The organism is Carbonicoccus niuqiaonis (assembly GCF_050157065.1).
Classification (GTDB): domain Bacteria; phylum Actinomycetota; class Actinomycetes; order Propionibacteriales; family Propionibacteriaceae; genus Avipropionibacterium.
The window spans coordinates 3,293,331-3,309,482 of record NZ_CP189573.1; the positions used below are offsets into that span (position 1 = coordinate 3,293,331).

Sequence of the window (16,152 nt, forward strand, 5' to 3'; positions counted from 1 at the left end):
CGTAGGTGGAGCTGACGTCCAGCAACGTCACCACAGCGCCCGTCCATACGAGAGCCGGCGTTCCCGCGGGAACGTTCCGGCCCAGCCGCACCGGATCAGTTGTTGTCGTGGTCCGCGGTCACGGAAGGCTCTGCTCATACCGTGGAATCTCCTGCTCCAGCGCGTGGCTGAGGTGCGCGAGCTTCCAGCGGATGTGTGCGGCATCGCCGAGGTAACCCATGGTCGGTTCCCAGCCCAGGCGTGAGTCCGCCTCCACGTACCCGATGGCGGACTCGGCGTTGGTGTACTCCTCGCCGCCGATCGCGGTCAGCTCGGCGAGGAGCTCGCGGGCACGGGCCGGGTCGGCCTCGACGAGTAGTCGGGACTTGGCGAGCCACCAGCGTTTGGTGTTGATCGTGGTGGCGATACAGCACGTAATGAATCCACCCAGGTTCCGCTGCCGGTCCACCTCGGCGCGGCGGTGGGCCGGGGCCAGCGTCACGGCCCGATCGAGGTGCTCCAGCCCGGTCGACCACAGCTCGGCCATCTCCTGCAGGCTGAGGATCTCGGCCGGGACCCGGATCGCGGGGGCGGTCTTCAGCTGTCGTCCCGCGGTGTCGGGGGCGTAGGGGATCTTGACGATCATGTCGCCGAACATGGCCTCGTCGTCCACCATGAGCTTCGGCACCGCGAACAGCGTCAGCGGGTAGGCCGGACCGATCCGGAACGGGCCGTACTGGTCCGCCGCGGTCGGAACATAGTGGGTGCTGGCCTGGCTCCAGGCCCGCCACGCCGCCAGCGCCTCCTCGGCGCCGGCACCGAAGTCGCGACGGGCCAATGTTGACAGGTACAACTCGGGGTCCGGTGCCGGATCGTGGAAGGTGGCGTTGGTGAGCTCACTGATGAAGCTGGGCATCCAGCCGTAGTGGTGGTTCTCCATCAGCAGACCGAGTCCCCAGTCGTCACGAGCCCGGTTGACCGCGGCATGCCGCCGGCTCCACTGGTACGGAATCGGCTGGTAGCCGATCACCCCGATGTCCCAGGTGAGGCCGCCGGTGTTGGTCATCGAGGCCAGGGCCATGCCCCGCTCGTGCACCGCCGTCGCCTCGGAGCGGAAGTAGTCGCCGGGCCCGACATGGGAGGCGGTGTAGTCGGCGCAGGTGTTGGTCACCCCATGGTGGGTGAACGACTGGAACATCTCGAAGGTGACCTGCACCGTGACGTCGTCGGGCAGGTTCTTGATCAACTCGAGCCGGTCCTCCTTCGGCGCGTAGCCCCAGTTGTAGGTCCAGAACACGATCTCGGCGTCGGGGTTCTCCGCCCGGCAGGCATCCCGGACCCGCGCCACCCATTGCGGGTAGTCGGTGCACGGCCACCAGCCCGGCGAGGGTTTGCTGTTGGGCAGGTTCCCGGGAACGGGGTCCAGCCGCAGCCTCCCGGTGGTGTGCGGATCAGTGCTGGGGAACTCGATGGACTCCCCCACCAGCACGATTCCCTTCGCCTGTGGGCAGGCGGCGAAGCACGCCCCGTACGTCCGCGCGTAGAACTCCTCCGCACCGGGGGCATCGGGATGCGGTGCCCGGTCCCCACGGAAGTAGGCGTAGAGATAGGTGTCCAGGCCGTGGCGCTCGGCCCGTTCGGCCAGTTCGGCGAGCCGCTGGTGTCGGCCCCGGCTCCCGCTCGCCGGGTTGCGCCGGATCTGCCCGTCCGGTGTCCGGTCCGGCGCCGAGACAAAGACCACGATCGCGTCCATCCCGGCATGGGCGAGCTGTGCCAGATGCTCGTCGGGGAAGTCATCGAGGCCGTACCCGGAGTGACTCATCCGGCGGAACCGCGGTGTCCGGGTGTACCGCCCCGGTGACAGGTACGGCCCGCCCCGCAGGTTGCACAACTCCTCCAGGTGGTGTGCCGCACGCAGCGCTCCACGGGATCCTCGTCCACACAGCAGGATCCGGCGGTCCTCGATGACGACCAGCTGGGAGCGGTCGTCCTCGCCGAGCCCCGCGGTGTCGACCCCGGCGGGCGCTGCGGTGGCCGCGGACACCACGACCGACGGTCGCTCGCGTGCCGCCCGCGCAGCCGGCACGATCGGCACCGACACCTCCATGCTGACCAACAGGTAGTCCTGCAGGTCGGTGGCCGCGGTACGGGCCAACGGGTCCTCGCCGTCGAACACGATCTGCCAGTCGCCGGTGATCTCGGTCTCGTCAGACTCACGGGTTGCCGCCGGGTCGCGGCGGTCAGCGGTGTGGACCGTGGTCAACCGCTGGCGAAAGCCGTACCGGGGCTCCGGTGCCAACGTCATTGATCGGCCTCCCGTGCTGCGATCAGTTCCTCGCGCATCTGGTCACCGCCACCGTCGCGCCAACGCTGCACCGTGGCGTCCCAGTCCTCCATGGTCGCCCTCCCCTGGATCACGTCCCACTGTCGGTTGGTGACGTCGCGCAGGAGTCCCGGGCCCTTGGTGGTCTCGGTCGGCGAGTACAGCCCGAGGTCACCGGGTGGCACCTGGTCGGCGATCACCACCTTCTCGTTGGCCCAGTCGGCCTCGGTCACCTCGTCGTGGTTCGGGAAGAACAGCACGGTCGGGGGGCGGGCGATGTACACGAGATTGCCCATGTACTCGGTGTCGCCCTTCTTCGTACGGACCGGCAGTCCAGCCTCGTCGTCCCAATTGAAGTGCTGGCCCTCAACGCCATAGTTGAGGAAGAGGTACTCCGGAGTCCCGAACGGCGCCGCCATGTAGTTGGCGATGCCGAGAAGCCTGGCCACCCGCTCCGGATCGCTCTTCCGGATCACCGCCATCGTGTTGCGGCCACTGGTGACATAGGCGGGTGCCGGACCTCCACCCTCGGCGCGCGGGATCGGGACGAACCCCATCCCCATCTCGGGATTGATCGTGTGGTTCGCCGTCAACATCCCGCGATAGCCGACGCCGGCGCCGGCATAGGTCGCGATCGCTCCGGTGCCGAACCAGTCCACGATCTGCTGCTCGGTGAGGAACGAGTTCGGGTGGCAGATCCCGTCGGCCCACAGCTGTGTCACGCAGGCGAGCGCCTCCTTGTACTCCTCGGTCTCGATGTTGAACACGAACGAGTCGTCGGTGGCGCGCCACCCGTTGGGGGCCCCGAACATCGGCAGGCACAGCGCAAACAGCTGGGATGCCGTTCCGGCGAAGGAGTCCCGGCCGACGGCCGCCATCGCCGTGAACAGTTCGACCATCTCGGTGGCGTCGGCGGGCCGGTCGTTCCACCCATGACGCTCCACCAGGTCACTGCGCACCACCATGAAGCGCTGCAGCAGCCGCGAGACGCTGGGGATCCCGTAGATCTTGCCGTTGTAGACGCAACTGCGCCACGCCGTCTGCGGGAAGTTCGCCAGGTACGGGTAGTCGCCAACCGCATCGCCGGTCACGTACGGTGTCAGGTCCTCGAAGGTGGAGTCCAGCAGTCTCGGCAGATCCATCGGCAGGTTCCCCGGAATCTCCATGATGTCGGGAATGTCGCCACCGGCGACCACCGTGCTGACCTTGGCCGTGAACTGGCCCGGCGGGATCGACTGGACGTCCAGCTCGCAGTCGAGGTTGGTGTTCAGTTGCTGCCAGTAGGTGCTGTCCGCCAACGGCACCTGGGGTTTGCCACCCAGGGCGATGAGTGCGCTGGCCGAGATTCCGCCACCCGGAGGCGGTAACGGTTCCCCGGCGTCGCGTGGATAGCTCAGGAACCCCTCCACGCCTCCTTCGACGCTGGCAGGGAAGTCGGGGGCCACCCCAGCGAATTGTTGGTACGTCGGGAAGTCGATCTGCTCGACGTCCCGGGTCCCTCCCAGCGGGACCTGGTCACCTCCGTCGGAGGTGGTGCACGCCACGCTGGTCGCGCCAACGGCGATGCCGCCCGCAGCCAGCGCTCCGGCGCGCATCACCGCCCGCCGGGTCAGTGGTCGATGGGTCAGGTTCGGCATGTCGAGTCCCCTTCGTCTCTGGATGTGTGCCGCTGTGCTCAGGTCCTGTGGTGGATGGGGATGTCGAAGGGGAACCCGCTCGACGGGTCGACGCACAGATCTCGGATCGCAGCATGCGCGGCGACGACCCGCTCGTGCCGCTCGGACCACAGGTTGGTGGTCTCGTACGGATCGGTGCCCAGGTCGTACAGCTGGCCCTCGGCCCAGTCCGGTCCGCAGCGCTGGCCGAGTGGGCGGGACGTGCCTCCGGAGCCGGTACCGAAGATGGTCTTGAGCTCGCCGGTTCGCAGACCGAACCAGCCGGCTGCGCTGTGGTGCACCACACTGTCGCGGTACGGCTGCCCGGCGGGACCCGACCCGGACCCGGCCAGCAGCAACGGCAACAGATCGGTCCCGTCGGGTGCGGCGCCAGCCGGCAGGCGTGATCCTGTCGCGGCCGTTATGGTCGGGAACAGGTCGGTGAGGCAGAACAGGTCGTCGATCACCGTCCCGGCTGGGATCCGGCCTGGCCAGCGCACGATGAACGGGATCCGGTGACCGCCCTCCCAGCTGTCACCCTTGCGTCCCCGCCACGGGCCGTTCGCGGGATGGCCGAAGTCGCGTCCCTCGATGTCGATCGGCATCGCGCCGTTGTCACTGGTGAGCACCACGATCGTGTTGTCGGCGATCCCGAGCTCGTCGAGCGTGCCGCAGACCTGGTCGACCACCCAGTCGACGAGGCACACGAGGTCACCGCGGTCGCCGGCCCGGGAGGCGCCCCGGACCAGCTCCGGGACCGCGAGCGGCCGGTGCGGTGCGGATGTCGCGTGGTAGACGAAGAACGGGCGATCCGTGGCCGCCTGTTGGCGGATCCAGTCGCAGGTCTCCCGGGCGAACCGAATGTCCACCTCCTCGTCCACCCAGTCCGGTGATTGCCGGCCCATCGTCTGCTGCGGCAGCAGGTTGACCTTCTGCCGGTCCGGGAGCACCAGGGGACGATCATCTGTCAGGTAGCAGTACGGCGGCATGTCCAGCGATCCGGTCATGCCGAAGAAGTGGTCGAAGCCGAGCTCGAGTGGCCCGTGGCGGAACGGCCGGGTGTAGTCGGCACGCGTACCGCACTTGATGTCGGGCAGGCTGACCCCCAACGGCAGGTCGAACTGGTCCCACACACTGCCGTCCTGCCAGGACCACCCCAGCCCGAGGTGCCACTTCCCGATCGCCGCAGTTGCGTAGCCGTCGGCCGACAACGCGCTGGCCAGCGTCGGGCGGTCCCGTTCGATGATGGCCGGCGAGTGTCCCAGCAGCACGCCGGTCTTCAGTGGCGACCGCCAGCAGTAGCGGCCGGTGAGCAGCCCGTACCGGCTGGGTGTGCACACCGCCGACGGTGCGTGGCAGTCGGTCAGCCGGGCACCGCCGGCGGCGAGCCGGTCGACGGCCGGGGTGGGGATCAGTTCGGCACCGTAGCAGCCCAGGTCTCCCCAGCCGAGGTCATCGGCGAGGATCACCACGACATTGGGGCGGGCACCGTCCATCATCGAGCCCCGACCGTGATCCGCTGGCCAGTGGCGTGGGCCTCGTCGGCCGCACGGGCGATGTCGACGACGTGGCGCCCGGACTCGCCGTCCGGCCCGGGCTGTCGTCCCTCGCGGACGCAGGAGACGAAGTCAGCGATCTCATCGGCCAGAGCGTTGCACGGCTCGGGCCGCACCTGCTCAACCTCACCGCCGCGACGCGCCCAGGCGAACCCTTCTGCCCCCGATGAGTCCGAGATCGTCACCGACCCCTCGCTGCCGGCGAAGCTCAATCCGTACGACGGGCTCGGGGCGATCCTGGTGCAGCCCAGCGAGCCGACCGCACCCGCACCGAACGCCAGGGTCAGCAGCGCCGACTCCTCGACGTCCCCGGGCGCCGCACCCGGCCGGAGCACCGCGCCGACCTCGGTGACCGGACCGGCGTTCCACACCAGCTGATCCAGTTCGTGGCTGTACATCGAGAACATGCCGCCGTAGGTGTCACGGCTCATCTGCCACGAGCCGACCCCACCCGGAGGTCCGGATCCGAACCTGGTGGCGGAAGCGAGATGAATCTCGCCGATCGCTCCCGAGTCGATCAACGACTTCACCCCGCGGAACACAGCTTGGTAGCGGCGGACGTAGCCGATCATCAGCAGCGTGCCCGCGTCGGCGGCGGCAGTGATCATCGCGTCGCACTCAGCCACCGACAGCGCCATCGGCTTCTCACAGAAGGCGTGCACGCCCGCCTGTGCGGCTGCCACCACGACCGGGCTGTGGGTGTGGTTCGGGGTGGTCACCACCACCGCGTCGGGTCGGTCGTCGGCCAGCAGGGCCGCCACGTCGTCGTACATCCGCGGGACGGCAAGGCCGCGGTCCCGCAGCGATCGGGCGAGGGCATCCCGCGACTCGGCACTCGGGTCAACCATCGCTGACAGGTCCGCGCCGTCCAGTTCGGCCAGGTTGAGGGCGTGGCGTCTGCCGAGCCCACCGCATCCCACGATCGCCGCCCGTACCTGCTCGGTCATCGAGGAGTTCCCTTCCGTCCAGTGGATCCGTCATGATCAACACTGAAGGCGGCGGCCTGCCGCAGCAGCTGCCGCAGGTGGCGTCTCGACTCGACCAGCAGCGCGCCGATCGCCTCGTAGGCGAGATCGGCGGTGCGCGTGGCGACCCGCTCGACCACGACCACACCGTCGAAGCCGGTGGACCGAAGCCGGGCGAACAGCTGCGGGAAGTCGACATCGCCCTCACCGGGTCGGGGGAAGTCGGCATGTGCCCGACCACCACGGTGGTCCTTCGCGACCAGTGAGGCGACCATGCCGAGTACCGGTTCGATGTCGGTCACCGGGTCCAGCCCCTCGTAGAAGGAGACATTGCCGGGGTCGTAGGCAGCCCGCACCGCCGGATGGTCGATCTCGGCGATCACCCCGGCCAGCAGCGGGCCGGTGCCGGTGTTGCCCGAGTGCGGCTTCAGGGTGAGGGTGACACCCGCGGCGGCGGCATCATCGGCGAGCCCGGCCAGCTCGGCGACGTAGCGCTGGTATTCCGGACGCAGCTCCGCAGGGTCGATGGGCTCGTCGGGAAACCGCCGGTACGAGTTCACCCCAGGCATCTGGACGACTGCGGCGCCGAGATCGTGGGCCGCGTCGATCGTCCGGCGCAGGTGATCCACCCGGGACGCACCGCCCGCGGGGCCCAGCCCGACCACGGTCGCCTGCAGACCACGATCGGCAATGCGCCGCACCAGTCCCGGACTGCCGCCGGAGCCCCGGCCCAACGGGTCAACTCCCTGGTGCGGCCAGCCCACACCGATTGCGGTGAACCCCGCAGCAGCCACACCGTCGAGCGCCCGATCCAGGTCGAGGTGTGTGTACGGCAGCGTCAGCGCCACCAGGGAGGCCATGGGATGAAAGTTAGCTGGCCATATCATGTTGAATATCTCAAAGCACCAAATATCTCAGGTTGCGAGATGGCATAGTGGCAGGGGCCCGCCCGTCCTGTGACGGGCCAACCGAGCAGTCAGGAGGTCGTGATGGTGGCGGGAGTGTCGGTGAGCAGCGCCGTGGATCAGATCCACCACGACTTGCGCGATCGGATCGCCCGGGGCGAGCTGAGTGCGGGGTCGCGGCTGCGGGAGAGCCACCTTGCCGAGACGTACGGCTGCTCCACCACCCCGGTACGGGAGGCGTTGCGACGGCTCGACACCGATGGTCTGGTCCGGGTGCACCCGCGGCGCAGCGCCCAGGTGGTCACCCTCGACCTGATGGATGTCCAGCACCTGTACGAGATCAAGCTCGCTCTGGAGTGCTCGGCGATACGCGCCGCCGCGGCGATGCGTGCCACCGATGCCGAGCTGGCCTCGCTACGTTCGCTGATCGCCCAACAGGAATCCCTGGTCGCCACCGACCCCAAGGGATCCGGACTGCTCTCGCCGGCGATCCACGGCGGCTTCGCCCGGCTGGCCGGCAACCGGCTGCTCGCCGAGATCGTGGAACGCGCCACCCGGCTGATCGAGTGCGTCAAGTCCCAGCACGCGGCCGAGGTGCCCGGCGGTGGCGACCAGACCCACACCGATCACACCGGGCTGGTCGACCTGGTCCTCAGCGGCGACCCCGACCGGGCCGAGTCGGCGATGCGACACCATCTGGAGTGGGCGCGCGATGCGGTTCTCGGCGCGCTGCTGGGCGCCGACGACGATCACGAAGGGGGACCTGCATGAACCGGCTCCGGATCGCCACCATCGGCTGCGGCAACTTCGGCGCCCAGCACCGCAAGGCACTCGCCACGATGTCCGACACCGTCGACCTGGTGGCGTGCGTCGACCGGCATGACGACCGGGCGGCTTCGGCCGCGGCCGAGGTCGGGGCCCGCTCCGCGACCCATCACCGTGAGGTCCTCGACAGTGTTGATGCCATCACCATCGCCACCCCGCACCCCAGCCATGCCGCGATCGCCCAGGACGCCTTCGCGGCCGGGGTTCACGTCTTCATGGAGAAACCACTGGCGATGTCGGAGTCGGAGGCCGATGCGGTGATCTCGGCCGCGCGGGCCGCGGACCGGGTCCTGATGGTGGGCTATCCGTTGCGTTACCACCCGCTGCACCAGCGGATGCACGACGAGATCGTGAGCGGCCGGTGGGGAGAGCCGGTGCACGTGACGCTCAACACCGAGATGAACCTGCGCGTCCCCGAGGGGCATTGGCGCAGCCGGCCAGAGGGACGCGGCGGCGGATCCCTGTTCAGCCACGGCTGCCACTACATCGACCTGTTGTTGTGGCACCTCGGGTCGCCGGTTCGGGGCATCCATCTCGGGACCACCCTCGGCTCGGCTGGTCCCGTCGCCGGGGACACCACCGGACACGCGATCATCGAGTTCGCCAACGGGGCGATCGGCCACCACTTCGGCACCGAAGTCGCCCGGCGACCCGGCGGACAGGCATCGTATCGAGCCCACCTCACCGACGCCGTGTTGAACGGCGACCCTCGCACCGGTGAGCTCACGGTGTCGCGGGCGGACCGGGAGCCGGAGGTGCTGCTGCGGACCGAGGCCAACAGCAAGTTCCTGCCCGGGGAGTTCCGCCACTTCCTGGACTGCATCCGAACCGGGGCCGAACCTGAGACCTCCGGAACCCGCAGCGCCCAGTCGTTGCGGGTGATCTGGCGGCTCTACCGGGCCGCCGAGGACGGCTCCGGGTGGGCCGACCTGCGGGGGCTCGGACTCGACGGCTGAGCCGGCCACCGACAGGTCGCCCGGTGCCTCGTAAGGACGGTCGCCACAGCGACGTAGGTGGAGCTCACGTCCAGCAACGTCACCACAGCGCCCGCCCATACGAGACCCGGCGTTCCCGCGGGAACGTTCCGGCCCAGCCGCACCGGATCAGTTGTTGTCGCGCTCCCGCGGCATCGAGGTGTTGATCACCGGGGTCACCCGGCTCTCGCTGGTCAGCACCACCAGCAGGTTGGACACCATCTCCGCCTTGTGTGCATCGTCCATCGGAACCGTGGTCTCGAGCTGGCGCAGCGCACCGTTGACCATGCCGACGGCACCGTCGAGGATCTTCTCGCGAGCCGCGATGATCGCGCTCGCCTGCTGCCGCTGCAGCATGGCCTGGGCGATCTCCGGCGCGTACGCCAAGGTCGAGATGCGGGTCTCGATCACCGTCACCCCGGCCAGGTGGACGCGGGCGTTGACCTCCTCGGCGATCCGGGCGGCGACCACGTCGGTAGCCTCACGCAGCGTCGGCTCCCCCTCTGCGGCGTTGTCGTACGGGTACTGCGAGGCGACGTGCCGCAGGGCAGCCTCGGCCTGGATGGTGACGAACCGGTGGTACTCCTCGACCGCGAACGAGGCCTTCGCGGTGTCGGCGACCTGCCACACCACGATCGCGGCGATGTTGACCGGGTTGCCGTCGGCGTCGTTCACCTTCAGCTCGTTGGTCTCGAAGTTCTCCACCTTGGTGGACATGCTCTTCTTCGACGTCCACGGGACGGTGAGCACCAGGCCCTGCCGACGGACCGTGCCGACGTAGCGACCGAAGAACTGCAACACCTTCGCCTGCCCCGGTTGGATCACCGTGACGCTGCTGCCCAGCAGCAGGGCCACCAGGATGATCACGATCGACGGAGCGGGGAAGCCGTCGTTGACCACGGTGAAGATGCCCCAGCCGATGCCGACGACCCACAGCAGGGCGATGAACACCCAGGCCAGGAAGCCGTTCATCGCGAACGCCGCCTTCTCCTTGACGTCGATCCGCGGGGTCACTCCGCCGGCCGCGTTGACCGTGGTTCCCTCGGGCGGGTCGATCCGCTCAGCGACCTCGGCCGGCTGGTCCGGGTCCGCCGCGTACGGGTTGGTGGCCGGGTTGGGCGGCGGCGCCAGATGGGTCTGGTCCCCGAACTGCTGCGGCCCACCTGGCTGCGGCTGTGCCTGCGACTGCGGCTGCGGCTGCGGCTGCCCACCGTACGGACCACCCGACTGCTGCGGTTCCCCGTACGGGCCGGACTGCTGCGGGTTGCCGTAGGGGCCGGGCTGCTGCGGCTGGCCCGACGGCGGTTGGTCACCGTACGGACCGGGCGGCTGGGAGGGTGGCGGATACTGGTCGCTCATCGTGATCTCCTTGTCTCCGGTGCAACGCACCGGGCGTTGTCGGGTCCGGGCGAACGGCGGTCAGTCGGCCAGCGGGCCGTACGGCACCCCCAGCCGGTCGAGCTCGGCCTCGCCGCCGTCAGCGGCGGTGAGCACCCACGTGCCGTGGGCGGTGACCGTCATGGTGTGTTCCCAGTGGCAGGCGACCGAGCCATCGCGCGTGACGACGGTCCACTCGTCGTCCAGGGTCACGTTGTCGGGACGCCCCAGGGTCAGCATGGGTTCCACGGCCAGGCAGAGGCCCTCGGTGATCCGCGGGCCCCGGCCGGCGCGACCGTGGTTGGGCACGTCCGGCGGCTGGTGCATCGCCGAGCCGATGCCGTGTCCGGTGAAGTCGGTGACGATGCCGTACGGGGTGCCTGCCTGGCCTCGGACGTGGCTCTCGACGGCGGCGGAGATGTCGCTGACGTGGCCACCGAGCCGGGCGGCGCCGATGCCGGCCCACAGGCTGCCCCGGGTCGCCTCAGTCAGCTCTCGGACGGCGGCGGCAGGTTCGCCGACCAGGATCGAGATCGCGGCATCGCCGTGCCACCCGTCCACGATCGCGCCGCAGTCGACCGAGACCAGGTCACCGTCGGCGAGCGCGCGGTCCGAGGGGATGCCGTGGACGATCTCCTCGTTCACCGAGATGCAGGTGACGGCCGGGAAGCCGGGCTGGCCGGGCACCTGGCCGTAGTTCAGGAACGACGGGGTCGCCCCGGCCGACTTGATGACCTCGTAGGCGACGGCGTCCAGCTCGGTGGTGGTGATCCCGATCCGGGCCTCGGCGGCCACCGCGTTCAGGGCGCGGTTGACCACCAGCCCGGCGCGGCGCATCACCCGCAGTTGGGCGGGTGTCTTCAGTTCGAGGCGCCGCGGTCGGAACACGATGTCAGTGCACCCGTTCGGGGCCGTTGTCCGCCAGCGAGGTCAGCGCCTCGAAGATGCGGGTCGAGACGGCGTCGATCTCGCCGAGGCCGTCGACCTCGATCAACAGGCCTCGCTCGCGGTAGACGTCCAGCAGCGGCTGGGTCTGGTCGGCGTACACCTGCTGGCGGACCCGGATGGCGTCCTCGGTGTCGTCGCTGCGGCCCTCCTGCTCGGCGCGCAGCCGCAGCCGCCGGACCACCTCGTCGGTGTCGGCCTGCAGCGCGATGACGCCGTCGAGGCTGTGCTCACCCAGCATCTCGTCCAGGGCGGCGACCTGTGCCGTGGTGCGCGGGTAGCCGTCGAGCAGGAAGCCCTGCTGGGCGTCCGCCTCGGCGAGGCGGTCCGCCACGATGCCGTTGGTGATGTCGTCGCCGACGTAGCCACCCTCGTCCATGATCCGCTTCGCCTCGAGACCGAGCGGCGTCCCCTGGGCCACGTTGGCCCGGAACATGTCGCCGGTCGAGATCGCGGGGATCTCGTAGTTGGCCGAGATGGCCTTGGCCTGGGTGCCCTTGCCGGCCCCCGGTGGGCCCATGATCAACAATCGCATGTGAGTGCCTGTCCTCCTACCGCAGGAAACCTTCGTAGTTGCGCTGCTGCAACTGACTTTCGATCTGTTTCACCGTGTCCAGCCCGACGCCCACGATGATGAGCAGCGAGGCACCGCCGAACGGGAAGTTCTGGTTGGCGTCGAAGAGTACGAAGGCCACCGACGGGATCAACGCCAGCAGGCCGAGGTACAGCGAGCCCGGCAGGGTCAGCCGGGACAGCACCTTGGCCAGGTACGTCTCGGTCGGCTTGCCGGCTCGGACGCCGGGGATGAAGCCGCCGTACTTCTTCATGTTGTCGGCGACCTCGGCCGGGTCGAACGTGATCGCCACGTAGAAGTAGCAGAAGAAGATGATCAGCACGAACAGCGTGATCATGTAGACCGGGTGCCCGCCGGTCACGAAGTTGGCCTGGATCCAGGCGGAGAACTCCGAGTCCGGTTGGAACTGGGCGTACAGCACGGGTAGGTACATCAAACTGGACGCGAAGATGATCGGGATCACACCGGACTGGTTGATCTTCATCGGGATGTAGGTGGTGGAACCGCCCATCACCCGCGACCCGACCATCCGCTTGGCGTACTGCACCGGGATCCGACGCTGCGCCTGCTCGACGAAGATGACGGCCAGCATGACCAGCAGGCCGACCGCGATCACACTGAAGAAGACGATCCAGCCGCGCGCGCCGACGTCCCGGTTCTTGATGGCCCACAGCGAGGACGGGAAGGTGGCGGCGATCTGGGTGAAGATCAGCAGCGACATGCCGTTGCCGACGCCACGCTCGGTGATCAGCTCGCCGAGCCACATCACCAGGACGGTGCCGGCGGTCATCGTCAGCACCATCACCACGACCGGGAAGATGCTGTCGTCGTACAGGATGTTGGGACAGTTGAGCAGTTGGCCGCTGCGCGCCATCGTGACGAACGCGGTCGCCTGCAGCAGCGCGAGGGCCAGGGTCAGGTAACGCGTGTACTGGGTGATCTTCTGGGTACCCGCGCCGCCCTCCTTCTTGAGGGCCTCGAGCCGCGGGATGACCACGGTCAGCAGCTGCAGGATGATGCTCGCGGTGATGTAGGGCATGATGCCGAGCGCGAAGACGGCGAGCTGCAGCAGTGCGCCACCGGAGAACAGGTTGATCAGCGAGTAGATCCCGGCGCCGGCCGTCTCGCCGGCCGGGTCCAGCACCGTGGTGCGGCACATCTCGAGCTGGCGGACGTTGACGTTGGGGGTCGGCAGCACGGAGCCGAAGCGGAAGATCACCAAGATGCCCAGGGTGAAGAAGATCTTCTTGCGCAGGTCCGGCGTCCGGAACGCATTGGCGAAGGCGCCAAGCAACTGCATGCCCTCTCGTTCGGGCCCCGTCTGGTGCGGGACTGGCTGCTGGTGACGGTGTGCACCGCTTCCGGGCGCACACCAGACCTGTCCCCGGCCGGGAACCGTCGCAGCCTATCAACTCACACCCAAGACCCCACATCCGTGGACGGCTCGGACACCCCGGCCGGCCGGTACCGGCAGCCGGCAGCTCAGCCGGCGGTGGCCGCGACCCCTCCGCGGGGCCCGGCTGCAACGGCCGACCGCAGCGCCCGCCGTACCCCCAGAGCGGCCCGCCGCCCGGCCCGGTTGCCGCCGATCGTGCTGGCCGACGGCCCGTACCCGACGAGTTGTACCCGCGGGTCGGCGACCACGGTCGTCTCGTCGTCGGCGAGCCGGATCCCGCCGTACGCACTGCGCAGCCCGAGCGGCGCCAGGTGCTCGATGGCCGGCCGGAACCCGGTGGCCCACAGGATCACGTCCACCGGCTCGTACGCGCCCCCGCCGTCCCCCGAACCCACCACGCCCCCCGGGCCCGTCGAGGGGTCCCAGCGGACCCCGTACGGCTCGATCCGGTCGAACATCGGGCGGCGGGCGTCGTAGATGCCCAGGTCGGCGGCCGCCTGCTCCTGTTCGCGCAACATCAGGCCGGTCACGCTGACCACCGACCGAGGCGGCAGGCCCTGCCGTACCCGTTCCGACACCTTCGCCACCACTTCCGAGCCGACCTCCGGGGTGAACTCGCCGGTCCGCCAGACCGGTGGCCGACGCGTCGCCCAGAGCACGTTGTCGGGGCCGAGCAGTGGGCCGAGCTGACCGAGGAACTGGACAGCCGACGCTCCGCCACCGACCACCAGGGTGCGGCGACCGACGAACCAGTCCGCACCGGGGTAGTCGGCGGTGTGGAGTTGCCGGCCGGCAAAGGTCGCGATCCCCGGGTAGTACGGAATGAACGGGCGGGTCCAGGTGCCGGTCGCGTTGACCAGCGTCCGCGTCACCACGGTGCTCTCCCCCGCCGGTGTCACCACCCGCAGCGCGAATCCGGCGGGGACCCGGTCGACCCGGGCCACCTGCGCCGGCCGTACCACCGGCAGGTCGAAGTGTTCCTCGTACGCCGCGAAGTAGGCGGGGACGGCCGTATTCGCCCTCGCCCCGGGCGCCGCCGGCGGCCGAGGGGCGCCCGGCAGGTCGGCCACGCCGTGCACATCGCCCATCGTGAGTTCGTCCCACCGGTGCTGCCAGGCCCCACCGGGGCGCCGGTCGGCATCCAGGACGACATGGTCGATCCCGAGCCGCTGCAGGTGATGCGACGCCGACAGACCGGCCTGCCCGGCGCCGATGACGATCGAGTCGTACGGCCCGGCGCCGAGGGCGGGCTCGTGGACAGGACTGTCGGGGGTCGAGTCGAGGCGGGTCACACCAGGGACAACACCGCGGGGTCCGCGGAAAGTCCGGAACAGCACGAAGCGCGGCCCCAGGGGGACCGCCCTCGTACGTGCTGGGTAGATCGTGGGTCAGAGCTCGGTGGTCGAGCCGCCCGCCTTCTCGATCTTGTCCTTGGCGCTGGCCGAGAACTTGTTCGCCGTGACCTGCACCGCGACCGAGATCTCGCCGGTGCCGAGCACCTTGACCAGCTGCCCCTCGCGGACCGCACCGGCGGCGACGAGCTCGTCGACACCGATCTGGCCGCCCTCGGGGAACAGCGACTCGATCCGGTCCAGGTTCACGACCTGGTACTCGGTGCGGAACGGGTTCTTGAACCCACGCAGCTTCGGCACGCGCCGCACCAGCGGCATCTGGCCACCCTCGAACCCGGCGGGCACGTTCTTGCGTGCGCCGGTGCCCTTGGTACCGCGGCCGGCCGTCTTGCCCTTGGAGCCCTCACCGCGACCCACGCGGGTCTTCGGGGTCTTGGCACCGGGGGCCGGACGCAGGTCGTGGACCTTGAGGGTCTCGTTGTTGACGTCAGCCATGTCAGTCCACCTCCTCCACGGTGACCAGGTGGGCCACCGACTTGATCATGCCGCGGATCTCGGGACGATCCTCGTGTGCGGCGACGTCACCGATGCGCTTCAGACCCAGGGTCCGCAGCGTCTGCCGGTGATTGGGCTTGCAGCCGATCCCGGAACGGATCTGGCTGACCTTGACGCGGGGCATCAGCCGGCCACCTCTTCCTTGGCCGCACGCAGCAGAGCTGCGGGGGCGACGTCCTCGACGCGCATCCCGCGCCGCTTGGCGACGTCCTCGGGCTGCTCGAGCATCTGCAGGGCCGTCACCGTGGCGTGCACCACGTTGATCGCGTTCGGCGAGCCGAGCGACTTGGCGAGCACGTCGTGCACGCCGGCGCACTCGAGCACCGCGCGGGCCGAACCGCCCGCGATCACACCGGTACCGGCCGAGGCCGGACGCAGCATGACCACACCGGCAGCCTTCTCACCCTGCACCGGGTGCGGGATGGTGCCCTGGATCCGGGGGACACGGAAGAAGTTCTTCTTGGCCTCCTCGACGCCCTTGGCGATCGCCGCGGGCACCTCCTTGGCCTTCCCGTAGCCGACGCCCACGGTGCCGTCGCCGTCGCCCACCACGACCAACGCGGTGAAGCTGAACCGACGTCCACCCTTCACGACCTTGGCGACCCGGTTGATCGACACGACCCGCTCCAGGAACTGGCTCTTCTCCTCGCGCTGGCCACGACGGTCGTCCCGGCCGCGACGCTCCCCGCCTGCACGGCCCGTGCCGCGCTGCTGGGTTCCACTCATCGCTTGCAAACCTTTCCGTCCGTTCCTCTGCTGTGCTGAGGACTC

At 69.4% G+C, this 16,152-nt stretch carries 15 protein-coding genes; 2 read left to right on the plus strand and 13 right to left on the minus strand.

Going from position 1 to position 16,152, the window contains the following annotated elements:
• Window positions 1–118: 118 nt before the first annotated feature.
• Genes ACQBAU_RS15075 through ACQBAU_RS15095 form a run of 5 tightly spaced genes read right to left on the minus strand, consistent with a single transcriptional unit; the run spans window position 119 to window position 7,338 of the window.
• The gene (locus ACQBAU_RS15075; RefSeq protein ID WP_465256090.1) at window positions 119–2,284 is read right to left on the minus strand and encodes a hypothetical protein; all 2,166 of its coding nucleotides are present in this window, start codon (window positions 2,282–2,284) and stop codon (window positions 119–121) included.
• On the minus strand, window positions 2,281–3,939 hold the full coding sequence (locus tag ACQBAU_RS15080) for a type 2 periplasmic-binding domain-containing protein (protein WP_465256091.1): 1,659 nt from the start codon (window positions 3,937–3,939) through the stop codon (window positions 2,281–2,283). The genes ACQBAU_RS15075 and ACQBAU_RS15080 overlap by 4 nt, the downstream gene beginning before the upstream one ends.
• A gap of 38 nt (window positions 3,940–3,977) precedes the next feature.
• Entirely contained in the window at window positions 3,978–5,456 is a 1,479-nt protein-coding gene (locus tag ACQBAU_RS15085; RefSeq protein ID WP_465256092.1) for a sulfatase family protein, read from the minus strand.
• Window positions 5,453–6,460, minus strand: a complete 1,008-nt coding sequence (locus tag ACQBAU_RS15090; RefSeq protein ID WP_465256093.1) for a Gfo/Idh/MocA family protein — start codon at window positions 6,458–6,460, stop codon at window positions 5,453–5,455. Before ACQBAU_RS15090 ends, ACQBAU_RS15085 begins: the two co-directional genes overlap by 4 nt.
• A complete protein-coding gene (locus ACQBAU_RS15095) occupies window positions 6,457–7,338 on the minus strand; it encodes a sugar phosphate isomerase/epimerase family protein (RefSeq protein ID WP_465256094.1) in 882 nt (293 codons plus the stop codon). Before ACQBAU_RS15095 ends, ACQBAU_RS15090 begins: the two co-directional genes overlap by 4 nt.
• 147 nt (window positions 7,339–7,485) lie before the next feature.
• Between ACQBAU_RS15095 and ACQBAU_RS15100 the strand changes: the two genes are divergently transcribed.
• The gene (locus tag ACQBAU_RS15100; RefSeq protein ID WP_465256095.1) at window positions 7,486–8,154 is read left to right on the plus strand and encodes a GntR family transcriptional regulator; all 669 of its coding nucleotides are present in this window, start codon (window positions 7,486–7,488) and stop codon (window positions 8,152–8,154) included.
• On the plus strand, window positions 8,151–9,164 hold the full coding sequence (locus ACQBAU_RS15105) for a Gfo/Idh/MocA family protein (RefSeq protein ID WP_465256096.1): 1,014 nt from the start codon (window positions 8,151–8,153) through the stop codon (window positions 9,162–9,164). The genes ACQBAU_RS15100 and ACQBAU_RS15105 overlap by 4 nt, the downstream gene beginning before the upstream one ends.
• Before the next feature lie 147 nt (window positions 9,165–9,311).
• Here the strand turns inward: ACQBAU_RS15105 and ACQBAU_RS15110 are convergent, their stop codons facing one another.
• The 8 genes from ACQBAU_RS15110 to rpsE all read right to left on the minus strand — a co-directional run bounded on the left by ACQBAU_RS15110 (window position 9,312) and on the right by rpsE (window position 16,107).
• Entirely contained in the window at window positions 9,312–10,541 is a 1,230-nt protein-coding gene (locus ACQBAU_RS15110) for an SPFH domain-containing protein (protein WP_465256097.1), read from the minus strand.
• 60 nt (window positions 10,542–10,601) lie between these two features.
• Complete coding sequence (map, locus tag ACQBAU_RS15115) at window positions 10,602–11,396, minus strand: type I methionyl aminopeptidase (protein ID WP_465259517.1); 795 nt, start codon at window positions 11,394–11,396, stop codon at window positions 10,602–10,604.
• 55 nt (window positions 11,397–11,451) lie between these two features.
• Window positions 11,452–12,039 carry an adenylate kinase gene (locus ACQBAU_RS15120; RefSeq protein ID WP_434548225.1) on the minus strand — a complete coding sequence of 196 codons (588 nt, stop codon included), beginning with the start codon at window positions 12,037–12,039 and terminating at the stop codon, window positions 11,452–11,454.
• A 16-nt stretch (window positions 12,040–12,055) separates the two neighbouring features.
• On the minus strand, window positions 12,056–13,372 hold the full coding sequence (gene secY / locus ACQBAU_RS15125; RefSeq protein ID WP_434548471.1) for a preprotein translocase subunit SecY: 1,317 nt from the start codon (window positions 13,370–13,372) through the stop codon (window positions 12,056–12,058).
• Window positions 13,373–13,560: 188 nt separating this feature from the next.
• Window positions 13,561–14,766: an NAD(P)-binding domain-containing protein gene (locus ACQBAU_RS15130; protein ID WP_465256098.1), complete on the minus strand. Its 1,206-nt coding sequence runs from the start codon at window positions 14,764–14,766 to the stop codon at window positions 13,561–13,563.
• Window positions 14,767–14,862: 96 nt separating this feature from the next.
• On the minus strand, window positions 14,863–15,321 hold the full coding sequence (gene rplO, locus ACQBAU_RS15135; protein ID WP_434548222.1) for a 50S ribosomal protein L15: 459 nt from the start codon (window positions 15,319–15,321) through the stop codon (window positions 14,863–14,865).
• 1 nt (window position 15,322) lies between these two features.
• Entirely contained in the window at window positions 15,323–15,505 is a 183-nt protein-coding gene (rpmD, locus tag ACQBAU_RS15140; RefSeq protein ID WP_434548221.1) for a 50S ribosomal protein L30, read from the minus strand.
• Entirely contained in the window at window positions 15,505–16,107 is a 603-nt protein-coding gene (gene rpsE, locus ACQBAU_RS15145; protein WP_434548220.1) for a 30S ribosomal protein S5, read from the minus strand. The genes rpmD and rpsE overlap by 1 nt, the downstream gene beginning before the upstream one ends.
• Window positions 16,108–16,152: the final 45 nt, after the last annotated feature.

What these genes read in the sequence shown, in the direction of transcription:
- ACQBAU_RS15085 (WP_465256092.1), bottom strand. Translation starts at nt 5,456, where the DNA reads ATGATGGACGGTGCCCGCCCCAATGTCGTGGTGATCCTCGCCGATGAC.
- ACQBAU_RS15120 (WP_434548225.1), bottom strand. Translation starts at nt 12,039, where the DNA reads ATGCGATTGTTGATCATGGGCCCACCGGGGGCCGGCAAGGGCACCCAG.
- ACQBAU_RS15090 (WP_465256093.1), bottom strand. Translation starts at nt 6,460, where the DNA reads ATGACCGAGCAGGTACGGGCGGCGATCGTGGGATGCGGTGGGCTCGGC.
- ACQBAU_RS15095 (WP_465256094.1), bottom strand. Translation starts at nt 7,338, where the DNA reads ATGGCCTCCCTGGTGGCGCTGACGCTGCCGTACACACACCTCGACCTG.
- rpmD (WP_434548221.1), bottom strand. Translation starts at nt 15,505, where the DNA reads ATGCCCCGCGTCAAGGTCAGCCAGATCCGTTCCGGGATCGGCTGCAAG.
- ACQBAU_RS15075 (WP_465256090.1), bottom strand. Translation starts at nt 2,284, where the DNA reads ATGACGTTGGCACCGGAGCCCCGGTACGGCTTTCGCCAGCGGTTGACC.
- ACQBAU_RS15110 (WP_465256097.1), bottom strand. Translation starts at nt 10,541, where the DNA reads ATGAGCGACCAGTATCCGCCACCCTCCCAGCCGCCCGGTCCGTACGGT.
- map (WP_465259517.1), bottom strand. Translation starts at nt 11,396, where the DNA reads ATGCGCCGCGCCGGGCTGGTGGTCAACCGCGCCCTGAACGCGGTGGCC.
- ACQBAU_RS15080 (WP_465256091.1), bottom strand. Translation starts at nt 3,939, where the DNA reads ATGCCGAACCTGACCCATCGACCACTGACCCGGCGGGCGGTGATGCGC.
- rplO (WP_434548222.1), bottom strand. Translation starts at nt 15,321, where the DNA reads ATGGCTGACGTCAACAACGAGACCCTCAAGGTCCACGACCTGCGTCCG.
- rpsE (WP_434548220.1), bottom strand. Translation starts at nt 16,107, where the DNA reads ATGAGTGGAACCCAGCAGCGCGGCACGGGCCGTGCAGGCGGGGAGCGT.
- ACQBAU_RS15105 (WP_465256096.1), top strand. Translation starts at nt 8,151, where the DNA reads ATGAACCGGCTCCGGATCGCCACCATCGGCTGCGGCAACTTCGGCGCC.